The following is a 15920-nucleotide window of genomic DNA, read 5'->3' as shown; positions in this document are numbered from 1 at the left end:
GCGCGCCCTAGTTGGCGATGCCGGTGCGCGAAAGCACGTCGCTCACCAGCTCCAGGCGCACCAAGGGGTTGTCCAGCTCCATCATGCGTTGCTTCAGCTGCATGGGCAGCGGCAGCAGCTCGCACCAGCGGTTGGCTACCCAGCCGCAGTCGTCCAGGCGCCAGGGGCCTTGCAGCGGCATCTGGTCAGGCCCGCCGGCCTTTTGCTGCAGGGACTCGATCAGCTTGCCCAACGCGGTGGCGGTCACCTTCAGGTCGTCCGGAATCGGCACCGACATATCCACCGGCAGGCGCTCGACGTCCGCCACCCACAAGCCATGCCGCAGTTGGTCGCTGGACGTGATGCGAAAGCGTTGTGCGCCGCTGGCCCGAACCATCATGAGCCCGGCGCGGGGGGTGTCGAAATCGGTGATGGTCGCCAGGGTGCCGACGTGGGAGAACGCCTCAATCCCGCCGGGCTTTTGCACCTCGCTGCCCTGGGTCAGCAGCACCACCCCGAACGGCGCGCCCGCCTTGTGGCAGCGGCCGATCATGTCGAGGTAACGCACTTCGAAAATACGCAGCGGCAGCACGCCGCCGGGGAACAAGACCGTGCCCAACGGGAACAGCGGCAGCGACTGCAGGGTGAGGGCAGATGACATCGGAATCCAGTTTCTGCCCGCTATCATCCCACGACCCCTAGCGTCGCGTCACATGACCCCCTTAATTTCCGACATTCTCGACATCCTAGCCGGCTTGCTCGGCGGTGCGTTACTTCTGCGGCTGATGATGCAATACCACCGCGCGCCTTTCGGCAATCCGGTTGGCCGTTTCGTATTCGCGCTGACCAATTGGTTGGTGCTGCCCCTCCGGCGCGTGTTGCCCGCGGTCGGACGGGTCGACACGGCCAGTCTCGTTTCGGCCTACTTGGTGGAACTGGTGCAATTCAGCGTGATGTGGCTGCTCACTGGACAGCCCACCAGTTTCGCAATCCTGCCGATGCTGGCGCTTTTCGGGCTGTTGCGCCTAGCTGTCTGGTGGTTGACTGGCCTAGTGATCGCTTACGCGGTGCTTTCGTGGGTCCAGTCAAATTCGCCGGTGGTTGACGTACTGGATCGTCTGTGCGCCCCCATGCTGGCGCCGTTGCGTAAACTGATTCCGCTGGTCGGTGGTGTTGACCTGTCGCCGATCGCATTTTTGCTGGCACTGCGCATCGCGTCGTACGCCCTGGCGTATTTGCAAGCAGTTGCCTTGCGCTGAGTCCTAGGCGTTAGCTGACGGCGTCGGCCGGCTGGCGCTGCAGCATGGCCAGTGCGTTCGCGACCGTCTTGCGCAGTTCGCGGCGGTCGCAGATGAAATCCACCGCCCCTTTGGATTGCAGGAACTCCGCACGCTGGAAGCCCTCCGGCAGCGTCACGCGCACCGTGGACTCGATCACGCGTGGGCCGGCAAAGCCGATCAGCGCCTTGGGCTCGGCGATGACGATGTCACCCACGAAAGCAAAGCCGGCGCTCACGCCGCCCATGGTCGGGTCCGTGAGCACGCTGACGTAGGGCAGGCCCTTCTTGGCCAGCCGCGTGAGCGCCGCATTGGTCTTGGCCATCTGCATCAGCGACAGCAGGCCCTCCTGCATGCGGGCACCGCCGGTGGCGGTAAAGCATATGAACGGGACCTTCTGCTCCACGGCCGATTCGACGCCACGCACGAAGCGCTCGCCGACGACGCTGCCCATGCTGCCGCCCATGAAGTCGAATTCGAACGCCGCGGCCACCAAGCTGATGCTGTGCACCGCGCCGCCCATCACCACCAGGGCGTCGGTCTCGCCAGTGTTCTCAAGGGCTTCCTTGAGGCGATCCGGGTACTTGCGGCTGTCCTTGAATTTCAGCGCGTCGACCGGCAGCACCTCCTGGCCGAGTTCGTAGCGGCCTTCGGCGTCCAGGAAGCCGTTCAGGCGCGCGCGCGCGCCCATGCGGTGGTGGTGGCTGCAGGTGGGGCAGACGTTCTGGTTCTGCTCCAGGTCGGTCTTGTAGAGCACGCTTTCGCAGCTGGGGCACTTGACCCACAGCCCTTCAGGGACCTGCCGGCGTTCGGCCGGGTCGGTCGGCTGGATTTTTGGGGGCAGCAGTTTTTCGAGCCAGCTCATGAGGGGTGCTCCTTCGGGGGAAGACTATTCTATGCGTCCAGTGCCGAGCGAATTCCGCGCAGGAATTCCGACACGGCGGGCACCACGCCGTCGCGAGGTTGTGATTCGGCCAGCTGGATGATTTTGGTGCCGATGACCACGGCGTCGGCCACCTTGCCGATGGCTTTGGCCGTGGGCGCGTCGCGGATGCCGAATCCGACGCCAACGGGGATGTGCACGTGGCGCCTGATGCGCGGCAGCATCTGCTCCACAGCGCCGGTGTCCAGGTGGCCGGCGCCCGTCACGCCCTTGAGCGAGACGTAGTAGACGTAGCCACTGGCCACGCGAGCCACTTGCTGCATGCGCTCGTCGGTGCTGGTGGGCGCGAGCAGGAAGATGAGGTCCATGCTATTCGCCTTGAGCTTGGCCGCGAATTCCTCGCACTCCTCCGGCGGGTAGTCCACCACCAGGACGCCGTCCACGCCCGCCGCAGCCGCGTCGCGGATGAACGCGTCCTTGCCGTGGGTCAGGTCGTAACGCTCCACGGGATTTGCGTAGCCCATGAGCACCACCGGGGTCTTGGTGTCCCGCTGGCGGAATTCGCGGACCATGGCGAGGACCTGCCTGGTGCCGACGCCCAGCGCCAGCGCCTTCTCGCCAGCTTTCTGGATCACCGGGCCGTCCGCCATCGGATCGGAAAACGGCACGCCCAGCTCGATCACGTCCGCGCCGGCGGCGACCATGCCGTGCATCAGCTCGGGCGTGATGTCGGCGAAGGGGAAGCCGGCGGTGACGTAGGGGATGAGGGCTTTGCGGCCCTGGCTCCTGAGCGCCTCGAAGGTCGTGGAAATGCGGCTCATCGTGCCTCCCGACGAGCCGCCTCTAGGGCGGCACGCGCCCCCTCGGGGGGCAGCGAACGAATGTGAGCGTGGGGGTTTCTCATGCTTTGCCGCCTTTGACCTGCAGTCCGCGCATGGACGGGCGGTCGTAGAAATCCACGCCCGCCAGATCAGCCACAGTGCCGATGTCCTTGTCGCCGCGGCCGGAGAGGTTCACCAGGATGCTCTGTTCGGGCTTCATGGTCTTGGCCAGCTTCATCGCGTAGGCGACCGCGTGGCTCGATTCCAGCGCGGGAATGATGCCTTCGGTGCGGCACAGGTAGTGGAAAGCGTCCAGCGCTTCCTTGTCGGTGATGCCGACGTACTCGGCGCGGCCGATGTCCTTCAGCCAGGCATGTTCCGGCCCGACGCCCGGATAGTCGAGACCGGCGCTGACGCTGTGCGTTTCGGTGATCTGTCCGTCCTCGTCCTGCAAGATATAGGTGCGATTGCCGTGCAGCACGCCAGGGCTGCCGCGTTGCAGAGACGCCGAATGCTTGCCGCTGTCGAGGCCCTCTCCCGCGGCTTCCACGCCCACCAGGCGCGTCTGTTCGAAGGGGATGTAGGGGTGGAAGATGCCCATGGCGTTGCTGCCGCCGCCGACGCACGCCACCACCACATTGGGCTGCGCGCCGGCCACCTCGGGCATCTGCTCGATGCACTCGTTGCCGATCACGCTCTGGAAGTCGCGCACCATCATCGGGTACGGATGCGGGCCTGCCACCGTGCCGATGATGTAGAACGTGTTCTCGACGTTGGTGACCCAATCGCGCATCGCTTCATTGAGCGCGTCCTTCAGGGTCTTGCTGCCGGACTCGACCGGCACCACCGTGGCGCCGAGCAGGTTCATGCGGTACACGTTCGGGCTTTGCCGCTTGACGTCCTCGCTGCCCATGTAGACCACGCACTCCAGGCCGTAGCGCGCGCAGATGGTTGCCGTGGCCACGCCGTGCTGGCCGGCGCCGGTTTCGGCGATCACCCGGGGCTTGCCCATGCGGCGCGCGAGCATCGCCTGGCCGATCACGTTGTTGATCTTGTGGGCGCCGGTGTGGTTGAGGTCTTCGCGCTTCAAGTAGATCTGCGCGCCGCCCTGTTCGCGGCTCATGCGCGCGGCATGGTAGACCGGGGAGGGGCGGCCGACGAAGTGCTTCAGCTCGTACTGGAATTCGCGCAGGAATTCCGGGTCGTGCTGGTACTTCGCATAGGCATCGCGCAGTTCGCTGATAGCGTGCGTCAGCGTTTCGCTGACGAAGCTACCGCCGTAAATCCCGAAGTGGCCGGTCGGGTCCGGTTGTTGATAGGAAGGCATTTGAATCTCACGCAAGGAGCTTGTCGGCAGCGCGCACGGCCGCGACAAACTGATGGATCTTTTCCGGGTCCTTGATGCCCTTGACGGTTCCCCCGCCAGCAGCGGACACCTCGACGCCGGAGCTCACATCGACGGCCAGCGTTTTACAGCGCGGCCGCACCTGCACGATGCCATCGGTCACGTTTGCAGGCGTCAACCCACCAGACAAAACGAGGTGAGAGTTGACGCTTGCTGGAAGAAGTGACCAATTGAATGCTTTTCCGCTTCCGCCGTACTCCTCGACATAAGCGTCGAGCAGGATGGCCTGGGCTTGTGGATATTCAGAGGCGAATCTTACCAAGTCGAAGGGTGTGGTTCCATCCAGGGGGATACGGGCCACGCGCACATAGGGGTGCTGGCCGTTTCCGCTCGCCTCCTGGCACTGCGCGGCTGTCTCGTCGCCATGAAACTGGATGGCCGCACCGGCGACTTCCCGGCACGCGGCCAGCACAGTGCCGGGCGCTTCGTTGACAAACAGCAACACGGGAGTGATGAAGGGCGGCAGCCGCCGCGCGAGCTCCGCGGCACGTTGCGGCGCGACGAACCGCGGGCTCTTCGCGTACATGACGAAGCCCACGGCGTCGGCCCCGGCCGCCACGGCCGCGTCCACGTCCTGTTCACGCGTCAGGCCGCAGATCTTGATGCGTGTACGGGCAACGAGGTTCATGGACGTGACTTCATAGGGTGACCGCGGAACCGGCTTTGCCGGTCCGCTGGTTGCGCCCCCTTGAGGGGGAGAGGGCAACGCCCGAGGGGGCATCGCCGCAGGCGCTTCGGGGGTGGGCTTTCATGGCAACCAATCATACGCAGCCGTGCGGGTCGGCAGCCCCCACTCGGGTGCGTAGACCGGGCCCATGAAATACAGCCCGTCGGGCGAGAAAGTGGGGGACGCGGCATCGCGGTCGCGCGCGGCCAGGACCTGGGCCATCCATAGCGCGCGTTCGTGTCCCTGGCCGATGGCCAGCAGGCTGCCCATGATGTTGCGGATCATGTGATGCAGGAAGGCGTCGGCTTCGAATTCGAAGCGCCAGTAGGCACCGCGGCGGCTGATGTCCACGCGCTTCATCGTCTTCACGGGCGACTTGGCTTGGCAGGCGGAAGCACGGAACGACGTGAAGTCGTGCTGGCCGATCAAAGCGGATGCCGCTTCCCGCATCGCGGCCGCGTCGAGTGGGCGAAACACCCAGCCGACGCGGCCCGCGTCCACGCTGGGCCGAACGGGCGATTCCAGCAGCACGTATGCGTAGCGGCGGGCGACGGCGCAGGCGCGCGAATGAAAGGCGTCGGGCACCGGTTTGGCCCATTGCACGGCGATGTCGTCCGGCAGAAAGCGGTTGGTGCCGCGGATCCAGGAGAACTCTTCGCGGTCGAGGCCGGTGTCGAAGTGCACCACCTGCATCAGGCCGTGAACACCGGCATCGGTTCGGCCCGCACACAAGGTCGACACAGGCTGGGCCGCGAACTGCGAGAGGGCGTCTTCGAGGCGGTCCTGCACGGTGCGCCCGGAAGACTGGCTTTGCCAGCCTTCGTAGGCCTGTCCGTTGTAGCTGATGCCCAGTGCCAGCCTCATTGGCAGGCCTTCACGAAGGAGGGGACGCGTGACGCCTGGCGGCTACTCAGCTGATTTCCGCGAGGAAACGCTGGGCTTTGCTCTTCAGGTCACCCGAGGCCTCGGCCAATACTTCTTGCGCGAGGCTGCGGGCGCCGTCCGGGTCGCCGATGGCGTTGAATTCCTGCGCCAGCGCGAGCTTCGTAGCCAGCGGGTCGCCACCCGTATCGTCGAAACCGCCTGTGCTGAGCGGCGCGCCGGTGGTGCCGAGGGAAGCATCCTCCGCGGCGGCGGGCCTGGAGGCGACCGGGGGCGGGCTGTCCAAGTCAAGCGACAGAGCGCCCAAGTCGAATTCGATCATGCCGGCGTCGGCCGCCGGGGCCGCCGCAGTCGGCGTCGCGGCCGGCGCCTTGGGGGGCTCGGGCGTGAAATTCAGCGAGTTGACGTCGGGCAGAGTAAGGTTCAAGTCGGGCGCTTCGAGGCGCACCGGCTTGGGCGATACGGCGGGGGGATCCAATGTGACGGTGGCCGATCCGAAGTCCATGTCCAACGACGGCATCGGCTCGGGCTGCGAGGCCGGGGGCACGGTCAAGGGGAGCGTCGGATGGCTGGCAAAGGACATCACCGTGGGGGCGGCGGAGGCCGTCGGTTCGTCGTCGCCCAGCGAGAAGTCCAAGTCCAGATCCAGATCGACCGGCGGCGCCGACGCCGCATGCATCGGTTGCGTGGTTGCCGTGGCGCCGAAAGCGCCGGTGGAAACTGCTGCCGCTGCCGCCGCCGCCGCAGCGCCGCCGGGCGGCTGGCCTCCAGGGCGGTACAGCGAGTTCGACGGATCGAGTTCCTGGCCCAGCTCGCAGATGTGCTCCCATTCCGAGCCTTCGCCGCGAGTCAGGCCATAAGCCTCCGTCGCCACCAGCTCGAAGGCTTTGGCGTCGCGGCGCTTCGAATAGATTTCGAGCAGCTTGCTGTGCACTGCCACGCGATTGGGCGTGGTGCGCATGGCTTCCTTGAGGATTTCCTCTGCCTGCAAGTCGCGGCCATAGGCCAGGTAGACATCGGCTTCAGCCACCGGATCCACGTCGCCCGCGGCGTCGAGCTGGCTGGGGGAGTAGACCATCGAGGAACCGGTCGCATTGCCTTCGTTGGTGTCGATGCGCTGGCCGCCGCTGGCACCGAAGAACGAGTCGGGCTGCAAGCGGCTTTCGAGGAAGGAGCTGTCGACCTGCGTGGACTTCTTGCGCTGCTGCGCGCGATAGAAGGCAAAGCCCAGAAGGAAGGCCAACAAGCCGCCCACCGTCGCGGGAATGATGGGGTTCTCCAGCAGGTCGTCGACCAGGCTGGTTTCGGCGGGTGCGATCGGCGCGGCGGCCGGCTTGGGCTTCGATGCCGTTGCCGCAGGCGCAGCAGCGACAACCGGAGCGCTGGCCGGGGCCTGCACCTCAGGTGCGATGCCGGCAACGGGAGCGGCGGCGCTGGCGGGCGCACTCGCCGCCGAGGCCATCGTGCCGGCGGCGGGCATCTCGGGTGCCGACGCCGGGGCCGCGGCTGCTGGCGCAAACGCGGGCGTAACGGCGACCGGCGCCGCCGTCATCGGTGTTGCAGCAGCAACAGGAGCGGAAGCAGCCTTGGCGACGCTCGCAGCCGCAGAGGCCGGCTTGGCCGCGGACGCGGCGACAGGTGCCGCAGCGATCGGTGCGGAAGCCGGCTTCGTGGCGGATGCCGCAGCAACCGGCTTCGGGGCCGAGGCGGCCACCACAGGCGCGGCGGGCGCAGCAGCCGGCCGCGCGCCGCTGGCGGTTCCCAACGGTACCGCGATGCCGGGCTTGGCCGCGCTGGCACTGCCGGTGGGGCCGGTCAGCTTGTTGAGGTCGCTGATGTTCTTGTTGAGCTCGGCGACGCGGGTGGAAGCGTCTTTTGCCGCTCGCTGGCGGGCAATCTGGTCGGCATTCGCCTTGCCTGCGACGGCGCCCTTGGAAAGCGTCAACTTGTCGGGGGCGGTCGCGGAGGCCTTCTTTTCGTCGACCTGCGCCTGGACCCTGCCAGACGACTGGCGGTCCGCGGCACCGATGCGCGTGGTCGGCAGGCCTTCGGCCAAACGGCGGCGGAACTCGTTGAAGTCGCGGCTCTGTGCAACGATGGTCTGGCTGGCTTCGCCGGATGGCACCAGGCCGACATCTTCGGAAGAAGGCACTTCGAGCACTGCGCCGGCCCGCAGCCGGTTGACGTTGCCGCCAACGAAGGCGTCGGGATTGGCACGCAGCAGCGCCACCAGCATCTGGTCCAGCGAGACGTCGGCCGGCTTGTGGGCCGCTGCGATTTTCCCTGCGGTTTCGCCACTTTGCACGGTGACCTGCTTGCCGTCGCCGCTAGCTGCTTTCGGACTGGCCGGCGTCGGCGTGGCGGCAGCGCGCTGCGGCCCCGTGCGCAACGGCGGCAGTGCCGAGACGGATGGAGATGGCGCAGTGGTGGGGCGCGCCTGCTCTGCGGGGGCGCGTGCCGCGGGTGCGGCAGGCACTTGCGCTGCGAGTGGGGGCGCGGTCTGCCTGAGGTTCGGCGGGTCGAACAGCATCGTGTAGTCACGCACGATGCGCCCGGACGACCAGTTGGCCTCCAGGATCAGGTCGATGAACGGATCGTTGATCGGCCGTGAACTGGTCAGCCGCAGGAAATGGCGGCCATCGGCACGCTTCTGCAGCGTGATCGTGAGGCCGGACAGGGACGGGTTGAAGTCGAAGCCGGCCGCGCGGAAAGCGTCGGGCGAAGCGACTGCGGCGCGCAGGCTCGCGATCTCGTCAGCGTTGATCTCGGGGATTTCGATGTCCGCGCGCAGCGGCTCGCCCAATGCGGACTGCACCGTGACGCGACCCAGAGCAAGGGCACTGGCGTCCGATGCTGATACGCCCAGCAGCACGGCCGTGGCCATCGCCAGGGCCGTCGCGCGCCATTGCTGCTTTTCCATCGGTTTTTGCGCCCCTATTGCTCGGTCTGCAGGCAATTTTTTTCTCATCATGCGAACAAACGCCTCGACACTGAATTTGCTAAAAGGACCATAACATCAATGTCTTAGGCTGACAAGCTGAGACAGGTTTTAACTTCGGCACGCTGTCTTCGAGCATGGTTACCACCCCTTCAACCGTTGTGATGTGACAACGGCCTGTAAGCGCGATGATTACAGGCCGTCGCACAACGCAGGCAGCGCGGATTATGCGTCAAGCAGGATGCGCAGCATCCTGCGCAGCGGCTCGGCCGCTCCCCACAGCAGTTGGTCGCCGATGGTGAAAGCGCCGACATACTCCGGCCCCATCGCGAGCTTGCGGACGCGGCCCACCGGGATGCCAAGTGTGCCGGTGACGGCCACGGGCGTCAGGTCCTTGAGCGTCGCTTCCTTGGTGTTGGGAACGAACTTGACCCAGGCGTTGTCGTTGGCGATGAGCTGCTCGATGTCGGCCAGCGGCACGTCCTTCTTGAGCTTGAAGGTCAGGGCCTGGCTGTGGCAGCGCATGGCCCCCACGCGCACGCAGAAGCCGTCGACCGGGACAGCCGGCACGTCGAAGCCCGCGCCTTGGCCCAGGATCTTGTTGGTCTCGGCGCCTGCCTTCCACTCTTCCTTGCTCATGCCATCGCCCAGGTCCTTGTCGATCCACGGGATCAGCGAGCCGCCCAGCGGCACGCCGAAGTTGGCGATGTCGTCGCCGGACAGGGATTGCTGGCGCGCCAGCACCTTGCGGTCGATCTCAAGGATGGCCGACTTCGGGTCGTCGAGCAGCGAGCGCACTTCGGCGTTGAGCGTGCCGAATTGCGTGAGCAGCTCGCGCATATGCTGCGCGCCACCGCCCGACGCCGCCTGGTAGGTCATGCTCGACATCCACTCGACCAGGCCAGCCTTGTACAACGCGCCCACGCCCATCAGCATGCAGCTCACGGTGCAATTGCCGCCGATCCAGTTCTTGCCGCCCTTGGTCAGGGCGTTCTTGATCACCGGCATGTTGACCGGGTCGAGGATGATGATCGCGTCGTCCTTCATGCGCAGCGTGGAGGCGGCGTCGATCCAGTGACCGTTCCAGCCCGCGGCGCGAAGCTTGGGGAAGACTTCGGACGTGTAGTCGCCGCCCTGGGCGGTGATGACGATGTCGCACTTCTTGAGCGCTTCGATGTCGAAGGCGTTCTTGAGCGTGGTCTCGTTCTTCGCCTGGGCCGGGGCCTTGCCGCCGGCGTTGGAGGTGGAGAAGAACAGCGGCTCGATCAAGGCGAAGTCGCCCTCGGCCTGCATGCGGTCCATCAGGACCGAGCCGACCATGCCGCGCCAGCCGACCAGGCCGACCAGGGGTTGTTGTCCGTTGCTGAGTTTCATGTCGTCGCCCTTTTCAAAGTTTCAAAACTTTTGGTCTCCGGCTCGTCTGGCCGGGGGAGGGCGCGACGAACCGGAGCTTGCTAGCTCTTGGTAATCTTCTTCGTGGTGATCGCGGCCACGACGGCATCGCCCATCTCGCGGGTGCCGACTTTCACTACCGCAGGGGTCGTGGAGCTCTTGCCGTCGGAATAGATGTCCGCCGTGCGCAGGCCGGAGGCGAGCACGTCCTTCACCGCGGACTCGATACGGTCGGCGGCTTGGGCTTGGTTCAAGGAAAAGCGGAGCATCATGGCAGCAGACAATATTGTAGCCAAAGGATTGGCGATGCCCTTGCCCGCGATATCCGGGGCGCTGCCGTGGCTGGGTTCGTACAGGCCCTGGTTGCTGGAATTCAGGCTGGCCGAGGGCAACATGCCGATCGAGCCGGTGAGCATGGCGGCTTCGTCCGAGAGGATGTCCCCGAACATGTTGCCGGTGACGACTACGTCGAACTTCTTGGGCGCACGAACCAGCTGCATGGCGGCGTTGTCCACGTACATGTGATCCAGTTCGACGTCCGGGTACTCCTTGCCGACCTCGGTGACCACGTCCTTCCAGAACTGGAAGGTTTCCAGCACATTGGCCTTGTCCACGCTGGTGACCCGCTTGCTGCGCTTGCGGGCGGCCTGGAAGGCCACGTGGGCGATGCGCTCGATCTCCGGGCGCGAGTAGCGCATGGTGTCGAAGGCTTCCTCGGCGCCAGGGAAATGGCCGTCCACGGCCGTGCGACGGCCGCGGGGCGCGCCGAAGTAGATATCGCCGGTCAGCTCGCGGATGATGAGGATGTCCAGGCCAGAGATCAGCTCGGGCTTCAGGCTGGAGGCATCCACCAGCTGCTCGTAGCAGATGGCCGGGCGGAAGTTGGCGAACAGGCCCAGGTTCTTGCGCAGGCCCAGAATCGCCTGCTCGGGGCGCAGCGGCCGATCCAGCTTGTCGTACTTCCAGTCGCCGACGGCGCCGAACAGCACGGCGTCGGCTTCCTTGGCCAGTTTGAGCGTGGCTTCGGGCAGGGGATGGCCGTGGGCCTCGTAGGCCGCGCCGCCGACCAGGGCCGACTCCATCTCGAATTGGAGGTCCAGCACGTTGAGGACCTTCACCGCTTCCGCGACGATCTCGGTGCCGATGCCGTCACCCGGCAGAACTGCGATTTTCATTATTTCTCCGTTTCGGGGGACACCGCGGAACCGGCTTTGCCGGGCCGCTGGTGTCGCCCCCTTGAGGGGGAGGCGCCGTAGGCGCTTCGGGGGTGTTATCTCAATATATGGGCAAGCCAGGGCTTGGTGGCGAGGCGCTCGGCCTCGAAGGCCTTGATTTTGTCGGACTGGCGCAAGGTCAGGCCGATGTCGTCGAAGCCGTTGGTCAAGCAGAACTTGCGAAAGGGCTGGACGTCGAACGCCAGTTCTTCCCCCTGCGGCTTGACGACGACCTGGCGCTCCAGATCGACCGTGAGCTGGTAGCCGGGAAAGGCCAACGCCTCGTCGAACAGCGCCGTGACCTGCGCCTCAGGCAAGACGATCGGCAGCAGGCCGTTCTTGAAGCAGTTGTTGAAGAAGATGTCTGCATAGCTCGGGGCAATGATGGCCCGGAAACCATACTGGTCCAGCGCCCAGGGCGCATGCTCGCGCGACGAACCGCAGCCGAAGTTCTTGCGTGCCAGCAGGATCGAAGCGCCTTTGTAGCGCGGCTGGTTCAGCACGAAGTCGGGGTTGGGCTTGCGCGAGGCCGGATCCTGGCCCGGCTCGCCGTGGTCCAGGTAGCGCCATTCGTCGAACAGGTTCTGGCCGAAGCCGGTTTTGCGGATCGACTTCAGGAATTGCTTGGGGATGATCGCGTCGGTATCGACGTTCTCGCGGTCCATCGGGGCCACGAGACCCTTGTGCACATTGAACTTTTGCATGGCGTTTCCTTACGCGAACTGGCGGACGTCGACGAAGTGCCCGTGCACCGCGGCGGCGGCAGCCATGGCGGGGCTGACCAGGTGCGTGCGGCCGCCGGCGCCCTGGCGTCCTTCGAAGTTGCGGTTGCTGGTGGATGCGCAGCGCTCGCCCGGCTCGAGCCGGTCGGCGTTCATCGCCAGGCACATCGAGCAGCCCGGCTCGCGCCACTCGAAGCCCGCCGCCTTGAAGATTTCGTGCAGGCCTTCGCGTTCGGCCTGTTCCTTCACCAGGCCCGAGCCCGGGACCACCATCGCCAGCTTGATGTTCTTCGCGACCTTCTGGCCCAGTTTCTTCACGACGGCAGCAGCCTCGCGCATGTCCTCGATGCGGCTGTTGGTGCACGAGCCGATGAACACCTTGTCCACGTAGATGTCGTTCAGCGCCTTGCCCGGTTCCAGGCCCATGTAGACCAGCGCGCGCTCGATCGCGCCGCGCTTGCTCGCGTCCTTTTCCTTGTCCGGGTCCGGCACGCGGGCGTCCACCCCCAGCACCATCTCGGGCGAGGTGCCCCAGGTGACTTGCGGGATGATCTGCGTGGCGTCGAGCTCGACCACGGTGTCGAACTTCGCATCGGCGTCAGACTGCAACTCCTTCCAGTAGGCGACAGCCTGTTCCCATTCGACACCGGTGGGCGCGAGCGGCCGGCCTTTGACGTACTCGATGGTTTTTTCGTCCACGGCCACCAGCCCGGCCCGTGCGCCGGCCTCGATGGCCATGTTGCAGACCGTCATGCGGCCTTCCATCGACAGCGAGCGGATGGCGGAACCAGCAAATTCAATGGTGTAGCCCGTGCCGCCGGCGGTGCCGATGCGCCCGATGATGGCCAGGACGATGTCCTTGGCCGTCACGCCGGGGGCCAGCCTGCCCTCGACCTTGACCAGCAGGTTCTTGGCCTTCTTGGCCAGCAGGGTCTGCGTGGCCATCACGTGCTCGACCTCGCTGGTGCCGATGCCGTGGGCCAGCGCGCCGAAGGCACCGTGGGTCGACGTGTGCGAGTCCCCGCACACCACGGTCATCCCCGGCAGCGTCGCGCCTTGCTCGGGGCCGATCACGTGCACGATCCCTTGGCGCTTGGACAGGAACGGGAAGTAGGCGGCCGACCCGAACTCGCTGATGTTCTTGTCCAGCGTGGTGACCTGTTCCTTGCTGATCGGGTCGGTGATGCCGTCGTAGCCGAGTTCCCAGCCGGTGGTGGGCGTGTTGTGGTCGGCTGTCGCGACGATGGAGCTGATGCGCCAGACCTTGCGGCCGGCCTCGCGCAGGCCCTCGAACGCTTGCGGGCTGGTTACTTCATGGACCAGGTGCCGGTCGATGTAGAGGATGGCGGTGCCGTCCTCCTCGGTGTGGACGACGTGTTCGTCCCAGATCTTGTCGTAGAGGGTTCTGCCCATGGGGTGTTCCTAGTGAAAGCGATTTTATTCGGTGGTGGCGAGCGGCTCGGTCTGTTCCGCGCCCGCATGCAGGTGATCGACCAGCAGCCGCGCCGTGACCGGCAGCGTGGAGAAGTCGCGCGCCACGAGGTCGATGTTGCGCGCGGCCCAGGCATCCGTCAGCCGCACGCACTCCAGGTCGCCGACGCCGTGCATCAGCTCGAAGGCGCGGCGCGGCATCACGCCCACGCCCAGCCCGTTGTGGATCATCCGGCACATGGCATCCAGGCCGGTGACATGGATACGCAGCTTGATGGTGCGGCCGCCGGCGGCAGCCGCGTCGCGCATCGCGAGGTAGATCGAGCTGTTGGAGTGCAGGCCGACGTGGTCGAAATCCAGCGTGTCCTCGAACGCCACGGATTTCCTGCGCGCCAAGGAGTGTCGCCGCGGCACGATCAGCACCAGTTGGTCCTGACGGTACGGCCGGGTCTGTAGCTCATGCCCACTGCCCAGAACGCCGCCGTTGCAGATGCCCAGGTCGGCCGCGCCTTCCTGCACCGCCCGCACCACTTCCGTGGACAGGTGCTCTTCCAGGTCGATCTTGACCTCGGGATGGGCCTGCACGAAGCGGCCCAGGTCCTCGGGCAGGAACTGGACGATGGCCGAGATGCTGGCGTGGATGCGCACATGGCCGCGCACGCCGTCGGCGTATTCGGAAAGCTCGCCCTGCATCTTCTCCAGGCTGAACAGCACCGAACGCGCATGGTGCAGCAGGCTCTCGCCGGCCGGCGTCAGGTCCACGCCGCGTGTATGGCGGTACAGCAGGGGCGTGTCCAGCGTCGCTTCCAGGTCCGACAGCCGTTTGCTCACCGCCGAGGCCGCGATGAATTCGCGCTCAGCCGCCTTGCCGATGCTACCGAGCTCGCACACCGCCACAAAGAGCTGCAGTGACGTGAGGTCGATCCGGCGGGCGAAGTTGCGTTCGGAGGGTTTCATGAGGGCGGCCCATCGCCGTGCGCGAAGGCCAAGGATATTTTCCCCTAACGAAATCGCTTTTGTCATCGCAATCGGCGATGGCCGCCTTGCCGGCAGGGTGTTGGCGCGGCTTGGGCGGCCCGCGGAGGTAGCGCAGGCGGGCGAGTGATCAGCCGAGGGTGGCCAACGCGGTCAACAGGTGGCCGAACCCGACGCGCTCCTGCTCAAGCCGCAACTGGCGCGGTATCAGGCGTTGCCGGCGCAGGTCGTCGTAAAGCGTGCGTTCGTCGGCGGCGAGATGCTCGAGTTCGCGGACCGCCGGGCGCTGTTCGTCGGTCCAGTGCGCTTCATGGGTCATGAGGGTCTGCCGGTCCATCAGGAATGACCGGGCATGCGGCAGGCCCGAACGCAGTTCGTCAAGGATCGCGAAGCCATGGGTGTCGATGTCGCCCCAGTAGTGGACTTCCTTGTCGTGCAGCCAGGGAATGTCGGCCAGCGTTTCCAGGCCATACCCGGCGCCGAAGATGACCAGGCTGTCCAGCGCGGCGGGAAATGCGAGGAAATTGATCTCGTTTTCGGTGATGAACACGCGCGAGGCCCCGGGTCGCAGCTGCGCGAAGCTGTCGGCGTCCAGTGTGATGTCTTCGCCGCCACCGGTGCCCAGCAGCGAGCGCCGCGGGTCCAGCAGCCGGAAGCGGATGCGCACCGGCTTGTCGCGAAACCCATAGCGGCGCGCGAAATTGGCGAGGCCGGCCGCGCCGGCGTCGAATGCCTGCGCCGGCAAGGCCAGATCGAGCAGCTCGGCCAGCACGGCGCGGTGCTGTTCGATGAACTTGCTGTCGACGCCGGCCACGTCCACTTGGCGCAGGTAGATGCCGGGCCTCGGACAGGCCTGCAGCCAGGCGACCACGTCGAGCAGGCGCGTCCACTCCTGGCTGAGCGCGAGCGCCTGCAAGGGGCGCCGTGCGAGCCAGGGCACCAGGACCGGCTGCCGCTTGCGTGTCGCCGCCAGCAGCGTGGCGAAACGTCGCGCCTCGGACGCCTTGCCGGCGAGGCGCAGCGCATCGTCCAGCGAGTCGATCCACGCTTGCTGCGGCAACGCGTTGCGCCCGAGCACCGGGTGCTTCCACTCGCGGATCGCCAGTCGATAGCCCTCCATGGCGCCTTGCTGCAAACCCTGCGACCAGGCGCGCACCTCGTCAAAGCGGCTGGTGCAATCGGCCGAATCGGGACATCGCAGCGCCATGCGCAAGGGGAACTGCGTGCTGCCTTCATCCACCAGGCAGGCCAGCAGACGCCCCTGATCCCACAGGCGCAGCACCTGCGCGCGCAGATCCACGGGATGGGTCCAGGCCGCGCTCATGGGGCAATCA

General features: G+C 66.2%; 14 protein-coding genes. 1 reads left to right on the top strand and 13 read right to left on the bottom strand.

What is annotated here, in order from left to right; genetic code table 11:
• Positions 1-7 precede the first annotated feature (7 nt).
• Positions 8-640 carry an LON peptidase substrate-binding domain-containing protein gene (locus EEB15_RS29565; RefSeq protein WP_141513567.1) on the bottom strand — a complete coding sequence of 211 codons (633 nt, stop codon included), beginning with the start codon at positions 638-640 and terminating at the stop codon, positions 8-10.
• A 52-nt stretch (positions 641-692) separates the two neighbouring features.
• On the opposite strand from EEB15_RS29565, the gene EEB15_RS29560 reads away from it, so the two are divergent.
• Positions 693-1238 (top strand): YggT family protein, encoded by a 546-nt coding sequence (locus EEB15_RS29560; protein ID WP_141513566.1) that lies wholly within the window; start codon positions 693-695, stop codon positions 1236-1238.
• Positions 1239-1248: 10 nt separating this feature from the next.
• Here EEB15_RS29560 and accD read toward each other — a convergent pair whose 3' ends face one another.
• The 12 genes from accD to EEB15_RS29500 all read right to left on the bottom strand — a co-directional run bounded on the left by accD (position 1249) and on the right by EEB15_RS29500 (position 15910).
• The gene (accD, locus tag EEB15_RS29555; RefSeq protein ID WP_141513565.1) at positions 1249-2121 is read right to left on the bottom strand and encodes an acetyl-CoA carboxylase, carboxyltransferase subunit beta; all 873 of its coding nucleotides are present in this window, start codon (positions 2119-2121) and stop codon (positions 1249-1251) included.
• Between the two features lie 29 nt (positions 2122-2150).
• Positions 2151-2960 carry a tryptophan synthase subunit alpha gene (gene trpA, locus EEB15_RS29550; protein ID WP_141513564.1) on the bottom strand — a complete coding sequence of 270 codons (810 nt, stop codon included), beginning with the start codon at positions 2958-2960 and terminating at the stop codon, positions 2151-2153.
• Positions 2961-3039: 79 nt separating this feature from the next.
• Positions 3040-4287 (bottom strand): tryptophan synthase subunit beta, encoded by a 1248-nt coding sequence (gene trpB, locus EEB15_RS29545; RefSeq protein WP_141513563.1) that lies wholly within the window; start codon positions 4285-4287, stop codon positions 3040-3042.
• A 7-nt stretch (positions 4288-4294) separates the two neighbouring features.
• Complete coding sequence (locus tag EEB15_RS29540; protein WP_141513562.1) at positions 4295-4993, bottom strand: phosphoribosylanthranilate isomerase; 699 nt, start codon at positions 4991-4993, stop codon at positions 4295-4297.
• 120 nt (positions 4994-5113) lie between these two features.
• Positions 5114-5896: a tRNA pseudouridine(38-40) synthase TruA gene (gene truA / locus EEB15_RS29535; RefSeq protein ID WP_141513561.1), complete on the bottom strand. Its 783-nt coding sequence runs from the start codon at positions 5894-5896 to the stop codon at positions 5114-5116.
• 46 nt (positions 5897-5942) lie between these two features.
• Complete coding sequence (locus EEB15_RS29530; protein WP_233259668.1) at positions 5943-8834, bottom strand: FimV/HubP family polar landmark protein; 2892 nt, start codon at positions 8832-8834, stop codon at positions 5943-5945.
• A 243-nt stretch (positions 8835-9077) separates the two neighbouring features.
• The gene (gene asd / locus EEB15_RS29525) at positions 9078-10226 is read right to left on the bottom strand and encodes an aspartate-semialdehyde dehydrogenase (protein ID WP_141513559.1); all 1149 of its coding nucleotides are present in this window, start codon (positions 10224-10226) and stop codon (positions 9078-9080) included.
• An 80-nt stretch (positions 10227-10306) separates the two neighbouring features.
• The gene (leuB, locus tag EEB15_RS29520) at positions 10307-11419 is read right to left on the bottom strand and encodes a 3-isopropylmalate dehydrogenase (protein WP_141513558.1); all 1113 of its coding nucleotides are present in this window, start codon (positions 11417-11419) and stop codon (positions 10307-10309) included.
• Positions 11420-11514: 95 nt separating this feature from the next.
• A complete protein-coding gene (gene leuD, locus EEB15_RS29515) occupies positions 11515-12162 on the bottom strand; it encodes a 3-isopropylmalate dehydratase small subunit (RefSeq protein ID WP_141513557.1) in 648 nt (215 codons plus the stop codon).
• Between the two features lie 9 nt (positions 12163-12171).
• Complete coding sequence (gene leuC, locus EEB15_RS29510; protein ID WP_141513556.1) at positions 12172-13593, bottom strand: 3-isopropylmalate dehydratase large subunit; 1422 nt, start codon at positions 13591-13593, stop codon at positions 12172-12174.
• 24 nt (positions 13594-13617) lie between these two features.
• Entirely contained in the window at positions 13618-14568 is a 951-nt protein-coding gene (locus EEB15_RS29505; RefSeq protein WP_141513555.1) for a LysR family transcriptional regulator, read from the bottom strand.
• 148 nt (positions 14569-14716) lie between these two features.
• Positions 14717-15910 (bottom strand): Wadjet anti-phage system protein JetD domain-containing protein, encoded by a 1194-nt coding sequence (locus tag EEB15_RS29500; RefSeq protein ID WP_141513554.1) that lies wholly within the window; start codon positions 15908-15910, stop codon positions 14717-14719.
• Positions 15911-15920: the final 10 nt, after the last annotated feature.

Source organism: Ramlibacter sp. WS9 (assembly GCF_003797765.1).
GTDB lineage: Bacteria > Pseudomonadota > Gammaproteobacteria > Burkholderiales > Burkholderiaceae_C > Ramlibacter.
Note: the sequence above shows the minus strand (reverse complement) of the source record. Positions and strands in the feature narration are given on the sequence as shown.